Source organism: Enterobacter sp. WP_7_1, assembly GCF_003688535.1.
In the GTDB taxonomy this organism is placed as follows: domain Bacteria; phylum Pseudomonadota; class Gammaproteobacteria; order Enterobacterales; family Enterobacteriaceae; genus Enterobacter; species Enterobacter asburiae.
The window spans coordinates 1,373,455-1,389,732 of the sequence record NZ_REFK01000001.1 but is presented as its reverse complement, the minus strand read 5'-3'; the positions used below and the strand labels follow the sequence as shown (position 1 = coordinate 1,389,732).

Here is a 16,278-nt window from a genome sequence, read left to right as displayed (position 1 = left end):
ACCAGGTCGCTAAAGCGGCCTTTTTTATTGCTGGCGTTCACCTTCAACCGTATTAACCGACAGTTCCGGGAGCATTGACCATGGCCGACATCATCGACACAGCAGCAGAGATTGAAGAGCTTCAGCGTAACGCAGCCCTTTCCGCCCACCGGCTCAACCGCAACGCCGTATCAGCAGAGCATTGCGCTGAATGCGGCGAGGATATCCCTGCGCCGCGGCGCGTTGCCGTTCCGGGATGCCAGACGTGCGCAGAGTGCCAATCTGTTATCGAGTTGAAGAATAAGCAGAGAGGGATTTAATTCATTTACATGCTTTTGCATATAGCTCGTTGAAGGCTTTCAGCTGAGAACGAAACTCATCGACCAAAAAACCATCATCCGTTGCGTAAGCTATCGGTCGTCGTGAATACTTGAAGCCCAGAACTAAATGATATGGTTCGGCAGTAATAAAACGCGCACCTATTTTACGGCCAAGTTGTGTCTGACCAGATATGACGCCGCAAACATACGGATGCCCTTCAGAACTATGCGATGACATTTCTGTGAAAGTTACTGGCTTAGATGTATCTAAGTCGCTGTCACAAAAACCTATCATCATTTTCCTTGCTTGCTCATCTTTTGGATTTTTTGCACTTTGCTCTTTTAGCACATCGCAGCCATCAGGATTCCCTGCCCCGCGCTTGAAGAATTCAATAACTGCAGGTTTTACATCTTCAAAATTGTATTGTTCTTGAGCATGACTACATTGGGCCAATGTTAAGAGCACAAGCAGCAGCAAATGCTTTGTTTTCATGGATGTCGATCCCTCAAATGTGACTCCTAACATATCGGCAGATATTGGATTTACCCAACTAATTTTCTAAAAAATGTGCATGCCCCGCTTCGTCGGGGCCTCTTTTTACCTGATTTCGAATAATCAACACGACGCAACAGACGTGGGTATACTCACGCCGGTTGCCAGGAGTCATCATGGCGCAAATCATTTTTAATAGAGAATGGGTTGTTGAGGCAGAACTGACGGCGCTTACTGGCCTGACAGAGCGCCAGATAAAAGCACTCCGAAGCGGGCCATGGCTGGAAGGTGTCCACTTCAAGCGACAGGCAATGAACGGAGGAGAAACTAAGCGTGGCTTGCTATGGTACAACTACCCTCGCATAAATCAGTTAGTGCAGGAGCTGTAATGACCTTCCCAACAGGTGTTGAAATTCACAATGGAAAAATCAGGTTAACTTTCACCTTTCGCGGCAAACGCTGCCGGGAAGTGCTGAAGGGCTGGATGGTCACTCCTGCAAATATCAAAAAAGCGGGAAACCTGCGCGCGCTCATCTTAAGTGAAATACAGCTAGGTGAATTCGATTACGCTCGGCGCTTCCCTGAGTCGAAAAGCGTCAAGAAATTTACCTCTACGCGTGTTGCTTACACCTGGGACGAACTTACCGAACTCTGGCTGGATGCCAAGGAAGAGGATGTTTCAAGAAACACCATGACGCGAATTAAGGCGCAGCTCAGGACGATGAATAAGGTCATCGGAGGGAACACGTTAATTTCCGATATTACTCACAGCGACATGATGCAGTACAGAAAGGAGCTGTTGCGTGGAGAAAGCTTTTACTCCGAGGGTAACAAGAGAAAAAAGACTGGCCGCAGTGTGAACACGGTGAACGACTACATTTGGTGCAGTGCCAGCCGTCAAGTTTATCTGGCATGCTACGTCGCATGCCATTGGTAATCAAAAAAACAGAGTGCCGAGTTGATTGAAAATATTCAGTTATATTCTACCAGATATTACCAGAGTTTTACGCTTCCGTCTGGCTGCTTACCACCAACAGGAGACATGTCATACGCTTTGGTTACACATTTTTGAATGCCATCTTTAAGATGCTTTACCATTTTTTTATCTGAATTATTCTGTTCAAAATAATTCACATTGGTAACATTGTTTTTACTGTAAATCTCAGCTTCACCATACGGCCCGGCGGGATATGTAAGTTTATAACCCCAAAACTCTTCTTTATAGCCAGCCAAAATGTAGGGATCGTAATCAGCAAATACATCAGCAATGCATAAAGCTACTCTTTTTGTATCGCTCTTAGTCGTATATACAGCGTCAGGGGTACCATGTTTAGGTGGTTCCTGCATAATTGAACACCCAGATAATGTAAGAACTGCTAATGCAAGAATAGGTTTTAACATGTCAATTCCATTTAAGTATTTATAAGTGCATGAATAAGATACCTTATTTTGATAATTGTGTCTTGCATTTATTTTATAATCTATACGACCTGAGTATATCGTCTACTGTAGCGAAAACATTTCTCATTTCATCCACCATTCTGGAGTGTGCCTTTCCTATAACATATTGTCTTAGGCCAGTCAGAGCACGGAGATAAAGCTGACAATATTGGCAACGGGGAGCTCAGCCGCCATCGGTTGGAAGGTCATCGGCCATGACTGTTTTTCAGAGTTGAGCCTTCTCAGGCAATCTCCTCAAATCCGTCTCCGAAGGATCCGGCCTGTGTTATGTAAGTAAACTCCCCTTCCATGCCCGCCTGAAACTAGGTTCTCCAGGTAAATGTTTCAATCGCCACTTTTCCTCCGGGCATAAAAAAAGCCCGCCGAAGCGGACCAGATAGCAGGCACCGATCAAAGTTTTTTTCTTCAATTCTTCTAGCCTACTGTTATCTCGCTCAGTAAACACAGTTGCATCAAACAACACCTGTTTATCAGCGCCTTCTGTTCTCATCACTGTCGTAGTGAAAACAGCCTCAGACGCAGCGCAAAGTGTTCCCCATTTCGAATTCTTAGGTGGCGCCAGAGCCCATTTAGCTTCTTCATTCGATTTAAGCCCACCAGGAACATTGTAAAAACATCACTCACCAACCAAGGAGTTGAGCGTTCATTGCTGGTTATCATGCATCGAAGGTATGCTCTGGAATTAGTAGTATCAGAATTATTTTTTACAACCAGTCTTGTTACGGGCGGAGGCTTACTGTCTTCTTCTGATTCCTTGAAAAGGGTGGAAGATAAAACCTTGATTTTCACAAGCTCCTCTTGGGCCTTCTCTGAGTGAGCACGTTATCTTAATTTCCTCGCATTACAGATTACCTCCGGGCTGGAGCTGCTTGGCAATCCCTGCGGACTGATCGATGGTCTGCTGCAAACCCGAGAAATAGAATCGTTATCACCGTAAGTTTGCTACTGAGAGTTTTGGTTTTGAACGATTATAGAGGTTCAAACAGTTACGCCACCAGCAGCAAGAGATTGCACACCTTGCATAAGCATCCGCCCAACATAGCGTTATGCTCCTTGCATCAGCGCAATGAGATTACCAACCAGGATACGAGGATGCAGAAATGATGTATCGGTATATTCGTTCTGGCTCAAGGAGTTCGATGATAAGCAGGCGTACCTGTTGAACGAGTATTGTCAGCAAAAGGCTATCCCGGTACGTAGTCAGAACTGATTCAATTCGCCGCTTCGGATGGGGCTCACTCTGTGATTGACCTATCCTTGAGCATCAAATGCAAATGTTTGAGTATTTGTTGAAGTTAGCTATTGAGATAGGATCTTACACTTCTGTTAATGACATGATATACTAAGAATTATTAATTTTATGGTTCAAAAAATGAACGTGCACTTCAACACTGCGGCTCTCACTTCAACTAATTATTCAAAAAAAGTAAAATCTTCACTACTAGATTTCATTTTTATTGTTCTTTTTTTTACAATAGCTATAACGGGCATTAAAAATTCAATACCATTACCAAACTTTTTATATTCAATAATACACTATATCTGGCTTGCAAGTCCTTTACCGTTAGCCTATATTTCTCTTCGCCTATTAAGAACACCATCATTAATTTCAGCTTATACTGTCTTTATAATCTTTAAGTTGTTAGATTATATAAGCAACACGAAATTATCCCTCACTGGTGAAGTTCTTTCCTGGAATGATTTATTTTCAGGGTCTAATATATCCATTGCAAAGCACTATCTTACCCCTTGGCCAGTGTTTTATCTGTTCCTCGCAATATCATTTGGTATAATTTTATTTTTTATCAGCCGTTTTTTCTACACGACAAAGAAAAACCAATTATTTCTTGCGATTAGCTTTGTCATAACACTACCCTTTTCATTTTATTCCCATTTTAGCACCCTCTTAGGCGAGGATAATATCCTCGCCAGAAAAATGACATTGATTGCTATAGAAATGAATGTGAGCTATATATCGTGGAATTGGCCTGTAAACCTACAGGAAAATGGAATGGCAATGCATATTTTGATGACAGGCTCGCGTAAATCTGCACCTTTGGCTGACAAAAATAACAAAGACATCTATTCCCTTGAAAAATCAGCAGGTAGTGCATCATTACCAAAACATAAAACTATTATTTATGTGCTCTGTGAGTCATGCTGGTATGACAATGAAAATTTTAAAGAAATTATCAATCCCTTATTAAAGGAAGGCTTTGTATCTTTCCGAGCGACCTCACCAGTTTATGGCGGAGGCACTGCAAATGTTGAATTTGAAATGCTAACTGGGCTACCAAGCAACTCAAGAGTTTTATCTGGAACAATTTATCAAGAATATGCCTCGCAGTTCAAATCGGGTTCAGACACTATTGCAAGCGTTTTAAGACAAAAAAACTATACTACTTATGCAGCACATAATTATATAAAAGAATTTTGGCATAGAGATATTGTTTACAAAAAATTCGGCTTCGAACAATTTGATGGCCTCAATGAAATGTCCAATATAAAACTACCCGATGAAATTGTCGCAACCAAAAAGAAATGGCAGTGGCAACCCGATGATTACCTTCTTTATAGGTCAGCAATTGAACATCTAAAAAAAGCCGATGGAAAAAGTATTTTCATGAATTTGATTACTATGTCTACACATGGCCCATATCCTAGAGAGAATGACTCGGGAGAGTATGTATATGCATATGAATTAAAACAGGCTATCGAACGATTCATTGATTTCTCCAAAGAAGTGCGAGAAATAGATCCTAATGCTGTTATCGTTATCTATGGCGATCACAAACCCGCCTTGAATAAATTTTTTATGGACAAGAATGTCTTACCAGCAAATCTTTTCAGCAAAACAGGTGATCGCGACAACGATTTTGTATTTAAATGGGATATAAAACCGACTGATTATGGCGATGTACCCGTGTTTATTTCTGCAGGCAGTAATACTAATTTACAACAACTCGCTATGGAAGCAAATAATCAACCTTACTTTTGTGTTTCATCCCTCATAGATAAACACTTAATTAATTCTGGTCTTCCAAGCTTCAGATACAATATTAAAAATGGTTGTTCCAACACAAGCCAATCATATCAAAGAAAAATCAATGCAATGCCTTCATGGATATATTCAATGGCCTTATTCGAAGGCAATGAAAAATGAAATTATTTCTTACAAGCCTCTCCTACAGCAATTATCGGGGTGTCGTAACTGACAATTCTAAAGGTGAAAATATGACTGACAACAAATGATAGCATATTCATCACTTTTAGAACCGGCCGCCGGTGGAGCGCAGTTAATACCACCGGGATCTGGACGGCATTGACTTGGTATAGTTGGCGGGGGATAGTTGTATGATCAATCCCCCGCTCTCGCAGGCATCAGCTCCATAACCATCTGCGTCAGCCAGCGCAAATTCCCCAGATGGTGATCTTCACGACATCTGCTGCGGGTCTGTATTGTGTCATTGTGCGTCCTTTCTGTTTTAACTGTCCTCTCAAAGCAAAACATCAAACACACCTTTAGACAAAAGCCACTTACTCTGACAAACGTTACCAGATAGTCTTCTAAAAATTCGCAGTTCATGTGCTGCAGATAACCAACCCACGGAGATAAAATGCTGGTACTTTTTACAATGCTTATATTTTCACTGACGCTTTCGTTTTCTCCTGGCCCCGTTAATATGGTGATTATATCATCTGGTGCCGTTCACGGTTTCAGAAAGACCTTCTCATTTGTCTCCGGTGCAACGTTAGGGTTTACGTTATTACTTATCTTTATATGTTTCGGCTTTTACGCTGCAATCGAAAAACATCCCGTATTTTTCAGGTATCTTAATATTGCCAGTTCTTTATTTATCATGTATCTGGGTTATAAGATAGCGTCGTCACGGTCCGATATATCATTAACAAAAACGGATTCACCCGGTTTTGTTCAGGGTTTTGTCATGCAGTGGATCAACCCCAAAGCATGGACCGCGTGCGCCTCTGGGGCAGCGATGTTTTCCGAACCCTCTAACCCTGTGACAGCTCTCGTCTTTATCACGGTCTATTTTTTAGTCTGTTACCTGTCGCTTTCTGCATGGGCATTGATGGGAGAAAAGGTATCGACGCTGCTCAGGAGCACGCGGCAGCTCCGTACGTTTAACGTGTTGATGGGCGGACTGCTGCTTATTACGGCGTGTTACATGCTCTTTTTAGCATTTTAAACCCGTTATAACGCGTGAAACTCAATTGCGTTATAAATATCATTAATCAATTTGTAGGCAATACTGCTGGTCGACATATTAGAGGGCCATACGGCATAGACTTTCAGCGGTTCTAATGACCAGTCTGGAAGTATTTCCTGCATTTCTCCACGCTTAATATCCTCTTCGCTTAAATAGCGAGGAGGTGCGGCAAGGCCAATTTGTTGTCTGGCAAGGGCATAAGCGGCTTCGACATTATCTACATACACCGTGGGCGTATACGTCACTACAGCCACCTCCCCATTTTTATGCCGGAATTCACGGTTATTCTGCCTCATATTGAGTCCAATCCACGGCAGTTTCGCCAGGTCATCAGGATGCGCAATCGTCGGGTAATGGCTGAGCAAATCACGGGAAGCAACTACCTGGCGCGGCAGCACAAAAAGGTGGCGCGCTTTAAGTGAACTGTCCGGAAGCTCGCCGATTCGAAATGCCACATCGATACCGTCGGCAATAATATCTCTGCGCGTATCGCTGTAAGAGATATTCAGTAAAAGGCCCGGATGACGTTTTATAAAATCGGCCAGATGGCGGGTAAACGCACTCTTCAGAAAAACGGCAGGAAGAGAAATAGTCAGCTTATTGGCCGTTGAGATCGAACGCTCCTTAAATTCAATGACCCCCTGCTCATACAGCGCCAGCATCGATTTGGCCGTTTCCAGCAAATTGGCGCCATCGTGAGTCAGAGAGAGTTTGCGGGTGTTTCTGTAAAGTAACGCGCAGCCAAGATTTTTTTCCAGCTTTGATAAATGCGCGCTTGCCGTTGCAGTTGTAAGCCCTAACGCTTCTGCCCCACCTGAAATGGATCCTGCCTCAGCAATCTTTGCAAACACTATCAGATAACGGATGTCATCAATCATTTATCGTCCTGTTGCGACGGCGTTCCTGCGAACTATGCGTTTAATCATAGAGTTACGATATCGTACTTTCCTTCCCGGCCGCATCTCTTTTTACTGTGTGGACTTTAGCGCCCTACTCATTTTGCGATGCGCTGCAGCGTCAACCCGGCGACATCCTCTCCTGGGAGCCGGAATGACGCGCCTGCGCCAGCGTTTGCAGCTCCTCCTTAAGCCAGCGCGTTGCGCCCCGCTGGCCGCTGCGTTTATGCGAGTAAATTTTCACTTCAAACGTGCGTATCGAAAACGGTAAAGGAAAAATCCTCAGGTCCGCTGCCGCAGCCAGCTTCTCAGCGGCAAACCGGGGGATTGCCATCAGCAGGTCGCTCTCCGCAACGATAAACGGCGCGCTCAGCATCGACGGCGTTTTGATCGCGATTTGTCGTGTATAGCCCAGCTGTTCGAGCCGCACGTCCAGAACGCCCTGCTTTTCATTCCATGGCGTCACCACCAGGTGTCGGGCCGCGAGATACTCCTTCAGCGTCAGACGCGTCCGGCGCGCGTTGCTGATGACCACATACTCATCTTCAAACCAGTCGATCTCTTCCAGCTCCGGGTGCCGGATATCATCCTGAGTGCTGAACCCCAGCGCAAGATCCACTTCGCCCGCCAGCAGTTCCGTCAGCGCCGGGCTGTGCGGCAGATAGCGCAATTCGAAACGCAAACCCGGGGCCGCAAGCTGCAGTTTGTGCATCAGCGCCGGGAAAATGCACAGCGCGGTAAAGTCCGTAATCCCAATTTGTAGGCCTTCGGTACTGCTGGACGGGTCAAACTCCGGCTGCGGGGTCAGCTCATGATTCAGGAACGACAGTGCGGAAGCAATGGAAGGCGCAAGCTGAGTGGCATACACGCTGGGGGACATGCGATGCCCTTCCCGAAAAAATAGCGGGTCATTAAGGGTGATGCGCAAACGCGACAGCGCATGGCTCAGTGCCGATGTGCTCATCGCCAGCTCATCAGCGGCCAGCCGAACGGAACGGTGGCGGTAAATCGCGTCGAAAACGGGCAGCAGGTTTAAATCAAGACGCCTCAGTACTGGATGCATAATATTCATCATTTGTTGATTTCATTGCACTTAATTCTTCGGACAATACTCCGTATGCTTAACGCCATCAATCGAACACAGGCTAAAACACAGGAAAAACAATGAGCATCACCATTCGTCAGGCCCGCCCCGAAGATGCGGCGGCAATATACGCCATGATCTACGAGCTGGCGGTGTATGAAAAAGCGCCGGAAGAGGTGGTTACCACGCCGGAGGAGATCCGCGAAACGCTCTTTGACGCAGGCACAAAAACCGAAGCGTTGATCGCGGAGTTTGACGGCAAGATAGCCGGGTATGCCGTGTTCTTCACCAGCTATTCGACCTGGCTAGGACGCAACGGGATTTATATGGAAGACCTGTACGTTTCTCCGGATTATCGCGGTAAAGGCGCGGGAAGAGCGCTGCTGAAACATATCGCGCAGCTCGCGGTAAAACGGCAGTGCGGTCGCCTTGAATGGAGCGTTCTGGACTGGAACCAGCCCGCTATTGATTTTTACCTGAGCATAGGCGCGCTGCCGCAGCCCGAATGGGTACGCTATCGTCTTGATGGCGACGCGCTGCTGAAATTTGCCGAATAGCGACACGTGGTACCGGAGAAGATCCCGCCCCGCGGGATCGCTCTGGCCTGCCTTGATCCCGCCTCAACAGATTCTGAATTTATGCTACCCTTCCATAAATTTCATAAACATATTGCAGAACGCCATGACGACAGCCCCTTTTATCCGCCCACAACTTTCCCTGCCAGACGGTGCCGACAGGCTGCTGTTGCACTCCTGCTGCGCCCCCTGCTCGGGTGAAGTGATGGAGGCTATCCAGGCTTCGGGGATTGACTACACGATTTTCTTCTACAACCCCAATATCCATCCACAAAAGGAATACCTCATTCGGAAGGAGGAGAATATTCGCTTTGCGGAAAAACACGGCGTGCCGTTTGTTGATGCCGATTACGACACAGATAACTGGTTTGAGCGCGCGAAAGGCATGGAATGGGAACCCGAGCGTGGCGTCCGCTGCACCATGTGCTTCGATATGCGTTTCGAGCGTACGGCGCTCTATGCGGCAGAAAATGGATTCAGCGTCATCAGCAGCTCGCTGGGGATCTCCCGCTGGAAAAACATGCAGCAGATAAATGACTGCGGCCAGCGTGCTGCCGCGCGCTATCCGGGTATGGTTTACTGGGACTATAACTGGCGTAAACAGGGCGGCTCTTCTCGCATGATTGAGATCAGCAAGCGGGAGCAGTTTTACCAGCAGGAATACTGCGGGTGCGTTTATTCGCTCAGGGACAGTAACCTGCATCGTAAGTCTCAGGGCCACCCGCTGATTCGCATCGGGACACTGTATTATGGTCAGGATGACAATGAGAAATAACGGGTTCCCGGTATAGAGATATATCCGAAAACAGCCCTGACATGTACCGAATTTAGCCTTACGTCTCCCACATCCACAAAGAGCGGCTATCCTTTAATTATCAACAAAAGGAGGCAAAAATGTCTGATTTCGGTACTGATAAAAACACCCAGTTTGCTGAAGATAAAGCAAAGAATAAATTTGACGAGCTTGCAGGTTCAGCGCAGCAGCAGTTTGGTGAATTCGTCGATTCACCAAAGCATCAGGTAAAAGGTGCGGCTAAAAAATATGCCGCACAGGCCAGCGATGCCGTCTCCGACGTCACTGAAGCTGTCAGAAATAATCCCCTCACCGGCCTCGTCGCAGCGGGTGCGGTCGGTATTGTTCTCGGCCTGCTGCTGGGTCGAAAATAATAAAAGGCCCTTCGGGGCTTTATTTTTTCTTAGCTAAAAATTCTGACCATGCGGTCTAACTCTTCCTCTTTCACGGCCCGCGATAAATAATATCCCTGAAAGTTTTTGACGCCCAGCGCGACTAATTTTTCAAACTTTTCTTCACTATCAACCCCCTCAGCAATACAGTCCGTTCCGGTCATGTCGCTGTAAAGCTGTATCGCTTTAATCAGGTTATAGTCATTATCGTTTGCCACAAAATGCTCAACGATGTCGCGATCCAGCTTGAGTCCATCAAAATGCACCTGCCGCACCGGGAACATGGTTTGATGATTAGAGAAACAGTCATCCAGAAACAATCGACACCCCGTATTACGTAAATGCCGCATGGTTTCAGGGATCCTCTTGTCCTTCGTCACGTCAATATCTTCTGCGAATTCAAAGACCAGCTTTTCGGCCCACTGCGGTTTGAGCAGCATGTCGATAGCTTTCTTTGCCATATCGGGCAATGCATTTCCGGAGGCCAGACGAGGCGGAATATTCACAGAAAAATAGTATTTACCGTTATACTTATTAATCCCGGACACGGCGGCATGAATGACTAACGCTGTTATTTTCAACCATATCTCATGGTTTGAAATATCCGTGAGAAAACTGGCCGGCTTGACAATTTTACCGTTTTTATTCCAGCGGATCAGTATCTCAAAGCCTACGCCTTTTTTATCACGATCGGTAATGATCTGATAAGCAGGGAAGATCTCTTTTTTATACAATGCATTAAAAATCTCTGATTCCTTATCCGTAAACTCCGTATTTTGACTCCGCCGCTTGATACTTCTTTCCGCATTGAAATTGTGCGAATCGTGTAGCCACCGCTTAATTAAGCGTAATTTCAGCACGCCTTCCTTACGGTGCGTATAAACCGTTTTATTAGAAAGCCCCATTTCATCGCACATTTCTTTTACGGACATGCCGCGGTAGAAATTTAATAAAACGTCAATCTCTCTTTTTGTTAGCCACTTTACGTTGTCTTGCGAAGAATTATCCTTGTAGCGATCGCGTAATAAGTACGAACGATCCTTAAAAACATGATGGTGCGTTTGAGAACCAGTGACGACGTCCGAAACGCGGGCTATGCGAATCAATGATAATTGATAACTATTATTTAAAAGACTGCCCAGGGTGCGATATAGCCAGCCATCCGGTATGTCGCCATACAGGGTAACGCGTCGAATAACGGGAAGTGCATTGAGCACGGATGCCAGTCGCTTCAGGCTCTCCAGAAGGCTGACGATACCTTTCCCGAGAAACACCACAACATGAGCATTCTGATTTATAAGGATATTTTCCAGATCCTGCTGGGATGCCTCATCCCCGTCAAAGTGAATATGCGAAGCCTGTATTCCGTACTGGTTAAGGATCAGACGATATCCCTGGAACGTAAAACCGCAGGCGGAGATGACAAATTTATGTTCATCGCACGCCTCATTTCTGAGAGAAATTTTGTGGGTCATAAACTGCTCCTGGGCACTAAGGCGCCATTTCCATTTGTGAATACGTAAAATTTAACGCACCTGTTATAAACATTAATTTTACAGTACCGCCTCAGGGTAAGAAACAGTTATCAGCTGAACTCACAGGAACATCTTTGCGTTAATCACCGTCATTTAAATATACTTTTCTTTGCAAATAACACCGGCAAACATCTTATTCTCAGGGTATAATGAAAATTCCGAAAAGAAGAGTGGACACTTCATCTATCGGCTCATTCAAATACGAGAAAAATGCTATGGATAATCACATCTCATCCAGGGCCTTGCTACATCGAAGGGATGTTATAAAGAACAATCCGCGATTCGGTGAGGCAATATTAGAGCACTACACAATTAATGACACCATCTACAAAAAACAACCTTTGTTCTACAAGACAATGCTGCAGGAATCACGATTTAACATTATTCTCTCCATGTGTTGTTTTATTTTTGGAAATCAGGCCGAGTCAGTTTCAGAGATTAAAGAGCTATGCTCTCGCTATAAAATAGCCAGCCCCAACAGCGTGATTGCGATCATTACGATTCTGAGAACCACCGGGCGCATCAGGACCTGGCGCTGCACGGATGATCGACGCAAAACGAGAATCGCGCCAACTGAAAAAGGACTCAATGAACTTAAGCGTTATATGTCCGGCGCTTTTTTGCCTGTCAGCATTCTTTATCCGGCATTTAATATTAATGTTAACCTGCTGGATAATGATATTTTGAGAAACAACTTCTTCCGCCGCGCGGCTGAATATCTTTTTCGCGGATTAACGTTCAGAAAGGTGTTGCCTGAGGTAGGATTATTTATCGATAAAGATGGCGGCCGTATGATTATGCTTTATATCTACCTGCAGGCCATGAAAAATAAATCCGCTCACGGTGCGGTCATTGACTATTCAGCCAGCACGCTCGCAAAAGAATTTTTTGTTTCACGCATCCACGTCAACCGAATTATCAAATCGGCACAAGAGGCGGGTTATCTTAAAGATCGTGGTGATGGTCGGATGTCGATATACCCGGCGTTTATCGACCTTGTCGAAAATTATGCCGGTTTATATTTTGCGTATGTTACGCATTACATCAACGTTGTGCCTAAAGAGCGACGCCACGCTCACAGCGTGACGTCAACCGTATAATCCAGCAGGCGTTCGGAGTTCCGAACGCCATTCCCCTATCGTTCCCGCAGCGCCTCTTTCGCCTTGTTCAGCGGTTTCAACAGATAATCCAGAATGGTTTTGCTGCCGGTTTTAATATCAACGGTGGCAATCATGCCCGGAAAGACCGGAAATTCCTGACCCTGCTTATTGGTCAGATGGTTACTGTCGGTACGAATATAGACGCGATAGTAATAGACATCCCTTTTCACCTCATCCTGCAGGGTGTCAGGCGAAATCATGGTCACTTCCCCTTCCAGCCCACCGTAAATGGAGTAGTCATAGGCCGTAATTTTCACCAGCGCTTTCTGGCCGGGATGGATAAACGCCACATCGCGCGGCGAGATTTTCGCTTCGACTACCATCTGATCGTCAAGCGGGACAAGGCTCATCAGCTTGCCGTTCGGCGGGATAACGCCTCCCACGGTCGTGACGTCAATATCCTTCACGATCCCGCGAACCGGGGCATTAAATGTCAGCCGGGTCAGGGAGTCCTCACGCCCTTTCATCACCGAACGCTGGGCTTCAATCTCCGCATTGGCTTTTGCCAGCTCCTCACGGGCACGAACGTAATACTGGTTTTTCATCTCGGTAATTTTGTTCTCAAGCTCATTTTTTTGACGCTCAAGACGTAACACCTCAACCTTGCTGGCCGCTCCCTGAGTCACCAGTGGACGAGTTAACGACAGCTCGCGCTGCACCAGTTCGGCGCCCTGACGCAACCCGGCCAGCCCTTTTTCGAGACTTTCACGGCGGGACTGGTAGAGCGCCGTTTCCTGTTTGACCAGCTCAACGTCGTCATCCAGCTCTTCCGGGAACGCGAGCTCCGTGTCGTTCACCTCGGCCTTCAGGCGCGCAGCGGTTGCCAGCGCCGCATTCAGGCGAGACTCGCTCTCCAGCACGCTCGACTCGGTTTTTGTCCGGTCAAGCTGCGCGAGCTGCTGCCCGCGTTCCACGATGTCGCCTTCGCGCACCATCAGGCTGTGGATGATGCCGCCTTCCAGGGACTGGATGACCTGCTCATGCGAAGACGGTATCACCTTGCCGCTGCCGGTCGTCACTTCATCCAGATGGAACAGGCTTGCCCAGGCGATAAACACCGCAAGCAGGGCGAACAGGGACCATGCCACCAGCGACGAGCGCGGCAGGCGCGGCTCCTTCAGTCGGCTATTGAAACGAGAGAAATCATTCATGCCGCGCCCTCCTCTGCAACCGCCGCCGGCTTCATGGTCACCGTACGCTGCGCGGCTTTCTGCGGCGCCATACCGTGCTGATGCAGGATCGCATCGCGCGGGCCGTCCATCACCACCTTACCGTTTTCCAGCACGATGATGCGGTCGACCAGGTCCAGAATCGGCAGGCGATGCGTCGCCACGACCAGCGTCCGGCGTTTACCCAGCCATTTGTGAAGATGCTGAATAAACTGCTTCTCGCTCATTTCGTCCAGCCAGGCGGTAGGCTCGTCCAGCAGCAGGATATTCGGGGAAGTGATCAGCGCGCGCGCCAGCAGCAGCGCCTGACGCTGGCCGCCTGAGAGGCCAGCCCCGCCCTCGTTGATGATGTAATTCAGACCCATTTTCTGCTTGCGCACAAACTCCAGCGCGCCGCTGTTAACCAGCGCCTGATGAATCTCATCATCGGTGGCTAACGGGTTCCCCATCAGGATGTTGTCCCGCACGGAGCCAAAGAACAGCCGGGCCTGCTGGCTGAGCAGCTGCATGTCGCGACGCACGTCGGCCGGGTCCAGATGATTGAGGGCAATATCGTCGAGCAGGATGCTGCCCTGCTGCGGCTCCTGCATGCCCGCCAGAAGCTGTAACAGCGTGCTTTTACCGGAGCCATTGCGCCCGAGCACCGCCACGCGCTCTCCGGCGCGGATCTGCAGCTTGCTGATGTTTAGCACGGTGAGTTTTTCTTCCTCGTCGTAATAAAACCCGACGTCCTCAAGCGCATAGTCGCCGCGCAGGTGGGCTTTGTGCACCTTCTTGCCGTGCTGCGGATCGTCAATCGGGCGCTGCATCAGGTCGTCCAGCCCCTTGCGGGCCACTTTTGCCGACTGCCAGCGCGAAAGCACGCCTGAGATCTGCGACAGCGGCGCGATGGTGCGCGACGCCAGAATCGAGGTTCCCACCAGCGCACCGGTAGTCATGTCGCCGCTGATGACCAGGTAACAGCCCACCAGCAGTACCACCGCGTAGACGATGGACTGCACCTCCTGAGTCCATGTCAGCAGTAACCCCGTCAGCCAGCGCTGCTTCATGCCGACGCTGGCGGCAACGTCGTTGGTATTATTCCACTGGTTCTGGAAACGCTGCTCGGCGCGCATCAGCTTGATGTCTTCAATGCCCTGCACCGCTTCCACCAGGGTGGCGTTACGGATGGCGGATTCACGCATCCCTTCGCTGGAGAGTTTCCCCAGCGGGCGCTGCACCAGCAGGCCGGGAATGAGCAGCAGCGGCACGGCGAGCAGGACCACCAGTACCAGCGGGCCGCCAATCATCCACAGAATAAAGACGAACAGCAGGAAGAACGGCAGATCGGAGATGGCCGCAATGGTGGTCGAGGTGATGAGCTCGCGCACCGACTCCAGCTCGCGGATCTGCGCGATAAAGGATCCGGTTGATTTTGAGCGTGCGCCGTTTTTAATCCGCAGCGCGTGGGCAAACACGCGTTCAGAGATGCGCAGGTCGGCGCGCTTCCCCACCACGTCAGAAATATGCACGCGCAGCATGCGCATGATGAATTCGAACACGATGGCAATCATCACGCCGCCAAACAACACCCACAGCGTGGCTTCCGACTGGGACGGTACCACCCTGTCGTAGACCTGCATAGAGAAGACCATGCCGGAAAGCGCCAGCACGTTGGCCACCAGCGCCACCAGCATAATGTCGCTGTAGCGTCGCCAGTCCTTCAGCGCCAGCTGCCAGAACCAGTTTTTCTCATAGGGTTTGATGTAGTCGTCCACGCGGGCATCCGGCGTGGATTCGAGCGGGCGCAACACCATCAGCCCCTTTAACCGCGCCCCGAGTTCATCACGCGTCAGCGTGGTCTCCAGGCCGCCGTCGCCGCTAAACTGCAGGCTGACGTTGCCTTCGCTGTCCATGCGGTTAATGACCGCGATTTGTCCGCCGGTGAATTCCGCCAGCAGCGGCAGACGCCACGGATCGAGGGATACCGATTCAGCCGCCACCATACGCATCCCCAGCCCAAGCTGGCGCGCCATCTCTTCCAGCACCAGCTGGCGCGGAGACTGGCTTTCGTGGTTAATCGTGACCCGAACATGCTCCGCTGAGAAATCCAGCCGGTAGTGTTTAGCGATGATAAGCATGCCCTGCAGCCAGGGTTCGTACTGTGGATGTGTCTTCATAATGCTACGTCCTGTCCAGAGCGGTAATTTCGC

Annotated in this window: 16 protein-coding genes; 9 read left to right on the top strand and 7 right to left on the bottom strand. The window is 48.3% G+C overall.

Annotation, left to right across the window (positions count from 1 at the left end; translation table 11 throughout):
* Window positions 1–80: 80 nt before the first annotated feature.
* On the top strand, window positions 81–299 hold the full coding sequence (locus BJ885_RS06820) for a TraR/DksA family transcriptional regulator (protein WP_032657245.1): 219 nt from the start codon (window positions 81–83) through the stop codon (window positions 297–299).
* 1 nt (window position 300) lies between these two features.
* On the opposite strand, the gene BJ885_RS06815 is transcribed toward BJ885_RS06820, so the two are convergent.
* The gene (locus BJ885_RS06815) at window positions 301–792 is read right to left on the bottom strand and encodes a hypothetical protein (RefSeq protein ID WP_032657247.1); all 492 of its coding nucleotides are present in this window, start codon (window positions 790–792) and stop codon (window positions 301–303) included.
* Between the two features lie 176 nt (window positions 793–968).
* Here BJ885_RS06815 and xisR point away from each other — a divergent pair, with 176 nt between their 5' ends.
* Both xisR and BJ885_RS06805 read left to right on the top strand, forming a co-directional pair.
* The gene (gene xisR, locus BJ885_RS06810; RefSeq protein ID WP_032657248.1) at window positions 969–1,181 is read left to right on the top strand and encodes an excisionase family protein; all 213 of its coding nucleotides are present in this window, start codon (window positions 969–971) and stop codon (window positions 1,179–1,181) included.
* Window positions 1,181–1,729 carry an Arm DNA-binding domain-containing protein gene (locus tag BJ885_RS06805; RefSeq protein ID WP_121931478.1) on the top strand — a complete coding sequence of 183 codons (549 nt, stop codon included), beginning with the start codon at window positions 1,181–1,183 and terminating at the stop codon, window positions 1,727–1,729. The genes xisR and BJ885_RS06805 overlap by 1 nt, the downstream gene beginning before the upstream one ends.
* A 56-nt stretch (window positions 1,730–1,785) precedes the next feature.
* Here BJ885_RS06805 and BJ885_RS06800 read toward each other — a convergent pair whose 3' ends face one another.
* On the bottom strand, window positions 1,786–2,193 hold the full coding sequence (locus BJ885_RS06800) for a hypothetical protein (RefSeq protein WP_029740541.1): 408 nt from the start codon (window positions 2,191–2,193) through the stop codon (window positions 1,786–1,788).
* A gap of 1,432 nt (window positions 2,194–3,625) precedes the next feature.
* Between BJ885_RS06800 and BJ885_RS06795 the strand changes: the two genes are divergently transcribed.
* Both BJ885_RS06795 and BJ885_RS06790 read left to right on the top strand, forming a co-directional pair.
* Window positions 3,626–5,416 (top strand): LTA synthase family protein, encoded by a 1,791-nt coding sequence (locus BJ885_RS06795; RefSeq protein ID WP_183128610.1) that lies wholly within the window; start codon window positions 3,626–3,628, stop codon window positions 5,414–5,416.
* A gap of 454 nt (window positions 5,417–5,870) precedes the next feature.
* Entirely contained in the window at window positions 5,871–6,461 is a 591-nt protein-coding gene (locus tag BJ885_RS06790; protein ID WP_121931476.1) for a LysE family translocator, read from the top strand.
* A gap of 5 nt (window positions 6,462–6,466) precedes the next feature.
* Here BJ885_RS06790 and BJ885_RS06785 read toward each other — a convergent pair whose 3' ends face one another.
* Both BJ885_RS06785 and BJ885_RS06780 read right to left on the bottom strand, forming a co-directional pair.
* Entirely contained in the window at window positions 6,467–7,360 is an 894-nt protein-coding gene (locus BJ885_RS06785; protein ID WP_121931475.1) for a LysR family transcriptional regulator, read from the bottom strand.
* Window positions 7,361–7,499: 139 nt separating this feature from the next.
* Entirely contained in the window at window positions 7,500–8,453 is a 954-nt protein-coding gene (locus tag BJ885_RS06780) for a LysR family transcriptional regulator (RefSeq protein WP_121931474.1), read from the bottom strand.
* A gap of 89 nt (window positions 8,454–8,542) precedes the next feature.
* Between BJ885_RS06780 and BJ885_RS06775 the strand changes: the two genes are divergently transcribed.
* The 3 genes from BJ885_RS06775 (at window position 8,543) to BJ885_RS06765 (ending at window position 10,204) form a co-directional block, all read left to right on the top strand.
* Complete coding sequence (locus BJ885_RS06775) at window positions 8,543–9,019, top strand: GNAT family N-acetyltransferase (RefSeq protein ID WP_121931473.1); 477 nt, start codon at window positions 8,543–8,545, stop codon at window positions 9,017–9,019.
* 124 nt (window positions 9,020–9,143) lie between these two features.
* Window positions 9,144–9,812, top strand: a complete 669-nt coding sequence (locus tag BJ885_RS06770; protein WP_121931472.1) for an epoxyqueuosine reductase QueH — start codon at window positions 9,144–9,146, stop codon at window positions 9,810–9,812.
* A 119-nt stretch (window positions 9,813–9,931) separates the two neighbouring features.
* Window positions 9,932–10,204 (top strand): YqjD family protein, encoded by a 273-nt coding sequence (locus BJ885_RS06765; RefSeq protein ID WP_023311651.1) that lies wholly within the window; start codon window positions 9,932–9,934, stop codon window positions 10,202–10,204.
* 29 nt (window positions 10,205–10,233) lie between these two features.
* On the opposite strand, the gene BJ885_RS06760 is transcribed toward BJ885_RS06765, so the two are convergent.
* On the bottom strand, window positions 10,234–11,697 hold the full coding sequence (locus BJ885_RS06760; RefSeq protein WP_121931471.1) for an EAL domain-containing protein: 1,464 nt from the start codon (window positions 11,695–11,697) through the stop codon (window positions 10,234–10,236).
* Between the two features lie 275 nt (window positions 11,698–11,972).
* Between BJ885_RS06760 and BJ885_RS06755 the strand changes: the two genes are divergently transcribed.
* Window positions 11,973–12,857, top strand: coding sequence for a MarR family transcriptional regulator (locus tag BJ885_RS06755; protein WP_121931470.1), 885 nt, complete (start codon window positions 11,973–11,975; stop codon window positions 12,855–12,857).
* 35 nt (window positions 12,858–12,892) lie between these two features.
* Here the strand turns inward: BJ885_RS06755 and BJ885_RS06750 are convergent, their stop codons facing one another.
* Both BJ885_RS06750 and BJ885_RS06745 read right to left on the bottom strand, forming a co-directional pair.
* Entirely contained in the window at window positions 12,893–14,068 is a 1,176-nt protein-coding gene (locus BJ885_RS06750; RefSeq protein ID WP_029740549.1) for an HlyD family type I secretion periplasmic adaptor subunit, read from the bottom strand.
* Window positions 14,065–16,245 carry a type I secretion system permease/ATPase gene (locus BJ885_RS06745; protein ID WP_121931469.1) on the bottom strand — a complete coding sequence of 727 codons (2,181 nt, stop codon included), beginning with the start codon at window positions 16,243–16,245 and terminating at the stop codon, window positions 14,065–14,067. Before BJ885_RS06745 ends, BJ885_RS06750 begins: the two co-directional genes overlap by 4 nt.
* Between the last annotated feature and the right edge of the window lie 33 nt (window positions 16,246–16,278).

Excerpts from the sequence above, each read along its gene's own strand:
- BJ885_RS06820 (WP_032657245.1), top strand. The coding sequence starts at position 81 with ATGGCCGACATCATCGACACAGCAGCAGAGATTGAAGAGCTTCAGCGT.
- BJ885_RS06815 (WP_032657247.1), bottom strand. The coding sequence starts at position 792 with ATGAAAACAAAGCATTTGCTGCTGCTTGTGCTCTTAACATTGGCCCAA.
- xisR (WP_032657248.1), top strand. The coding sequence starts at position 969 with ATGGCGCAAATCATTTTTAATAGAGAATGGGTTGTTGAGGCAGAACTG.
- BJ885_RS06805 (WP_121931478.1), top strand. The coding sequence starts at position 1,181 with ATGACCTTCCCAACAGGTGTTGAAATTCACAATGGAAAAATCAGGTTA.
- BJ885_RS06800 (WP_029740541.1), bottom strand. The coding sequence starts at position 2,193 with ATGTTAAAACCTATTCTTGCATTAGCAGTTCTTACATTATCTGGGTGT.
- BJ885_RS06795 (WP_183128610.1), top strand. The coding sequence starts at position 3,626 with ATGAACGTGCACTTCAACACTGCGGCTCTCACTTCAACTAATTATTCA.
- BJ885_RS06790 (WP_121931476.1), top strand. The coding sequence starts at position 5,871 with ATGCTGGTACTTTTTACAATGCTTATATTTTCACTGACGCTTTCGTTT.
- BJ885_RS06785 (WP_121931475.1), bottom strand. The coding sequence starts at position 7,360 with ATGATTGATGACATCCGTTATCTGATAGTGTTTGCAAAGATTGCTGAG.
- BJ885_RS06780 (WP_121931474.1), bottom strand. The coding sequence starts at position 8,453 with ATGATGAATATTATGCATCCAGTACTGAGGCGTCTTGATTTAAACCTG.
- BJ885_RS06775 (WP_121931473.1), top strand. The coding sequence starts at position 8,543 with ATGAGCATCACCATTCGTCAGGCCCGCCCCGAAGATGCGGCGGCAATA.
- BJ885_RS06770 (WP_121931472.1), top strand. The coding sequence starts at position 9,144 with ATGACGACAGCCCCTTTTATCCGCCCACAACTTTCCCTGCCAGACGGT.
- BJ885_RS06765 (WP_023311651.1), top strand. The coding sequence starts at position 9,932 with ATGTCTGATTTCGGTACTGATAAAAACACCCAGTTTGCTGAAGATAAA.
- BJ885_RS06760 (WP_121931471.1), bottom strand. The coding sequence starts at position 11,697 with ATGACCCACAAAATTTCTCTCAGAAATGAGGCGTGCGATGAACATAAA.
- BJ885_RS06755 (WP_121931470.1), top strand. The coding sequence starts at position 11,973 with ATGGATAATCACATCTCATCCAGGGCCTTGCTACATCGAAGGGATGTT.
- BJ885_RS06750 (WP_029740549.1), bottom strand. The coding sequence starts at position 14,068 with ATGAATGATTTCTCTCGTTTCAATAGCCGACTGAAGGAGCCGCGCCTG.
- BJ885_RS06745 (WP_121931469.1), bottom strand. The coding sequence starts at position 16,245 with ATGAAGACACATCCACAGTACGAACCCTGGCTGCAGGGCATGCTTATC.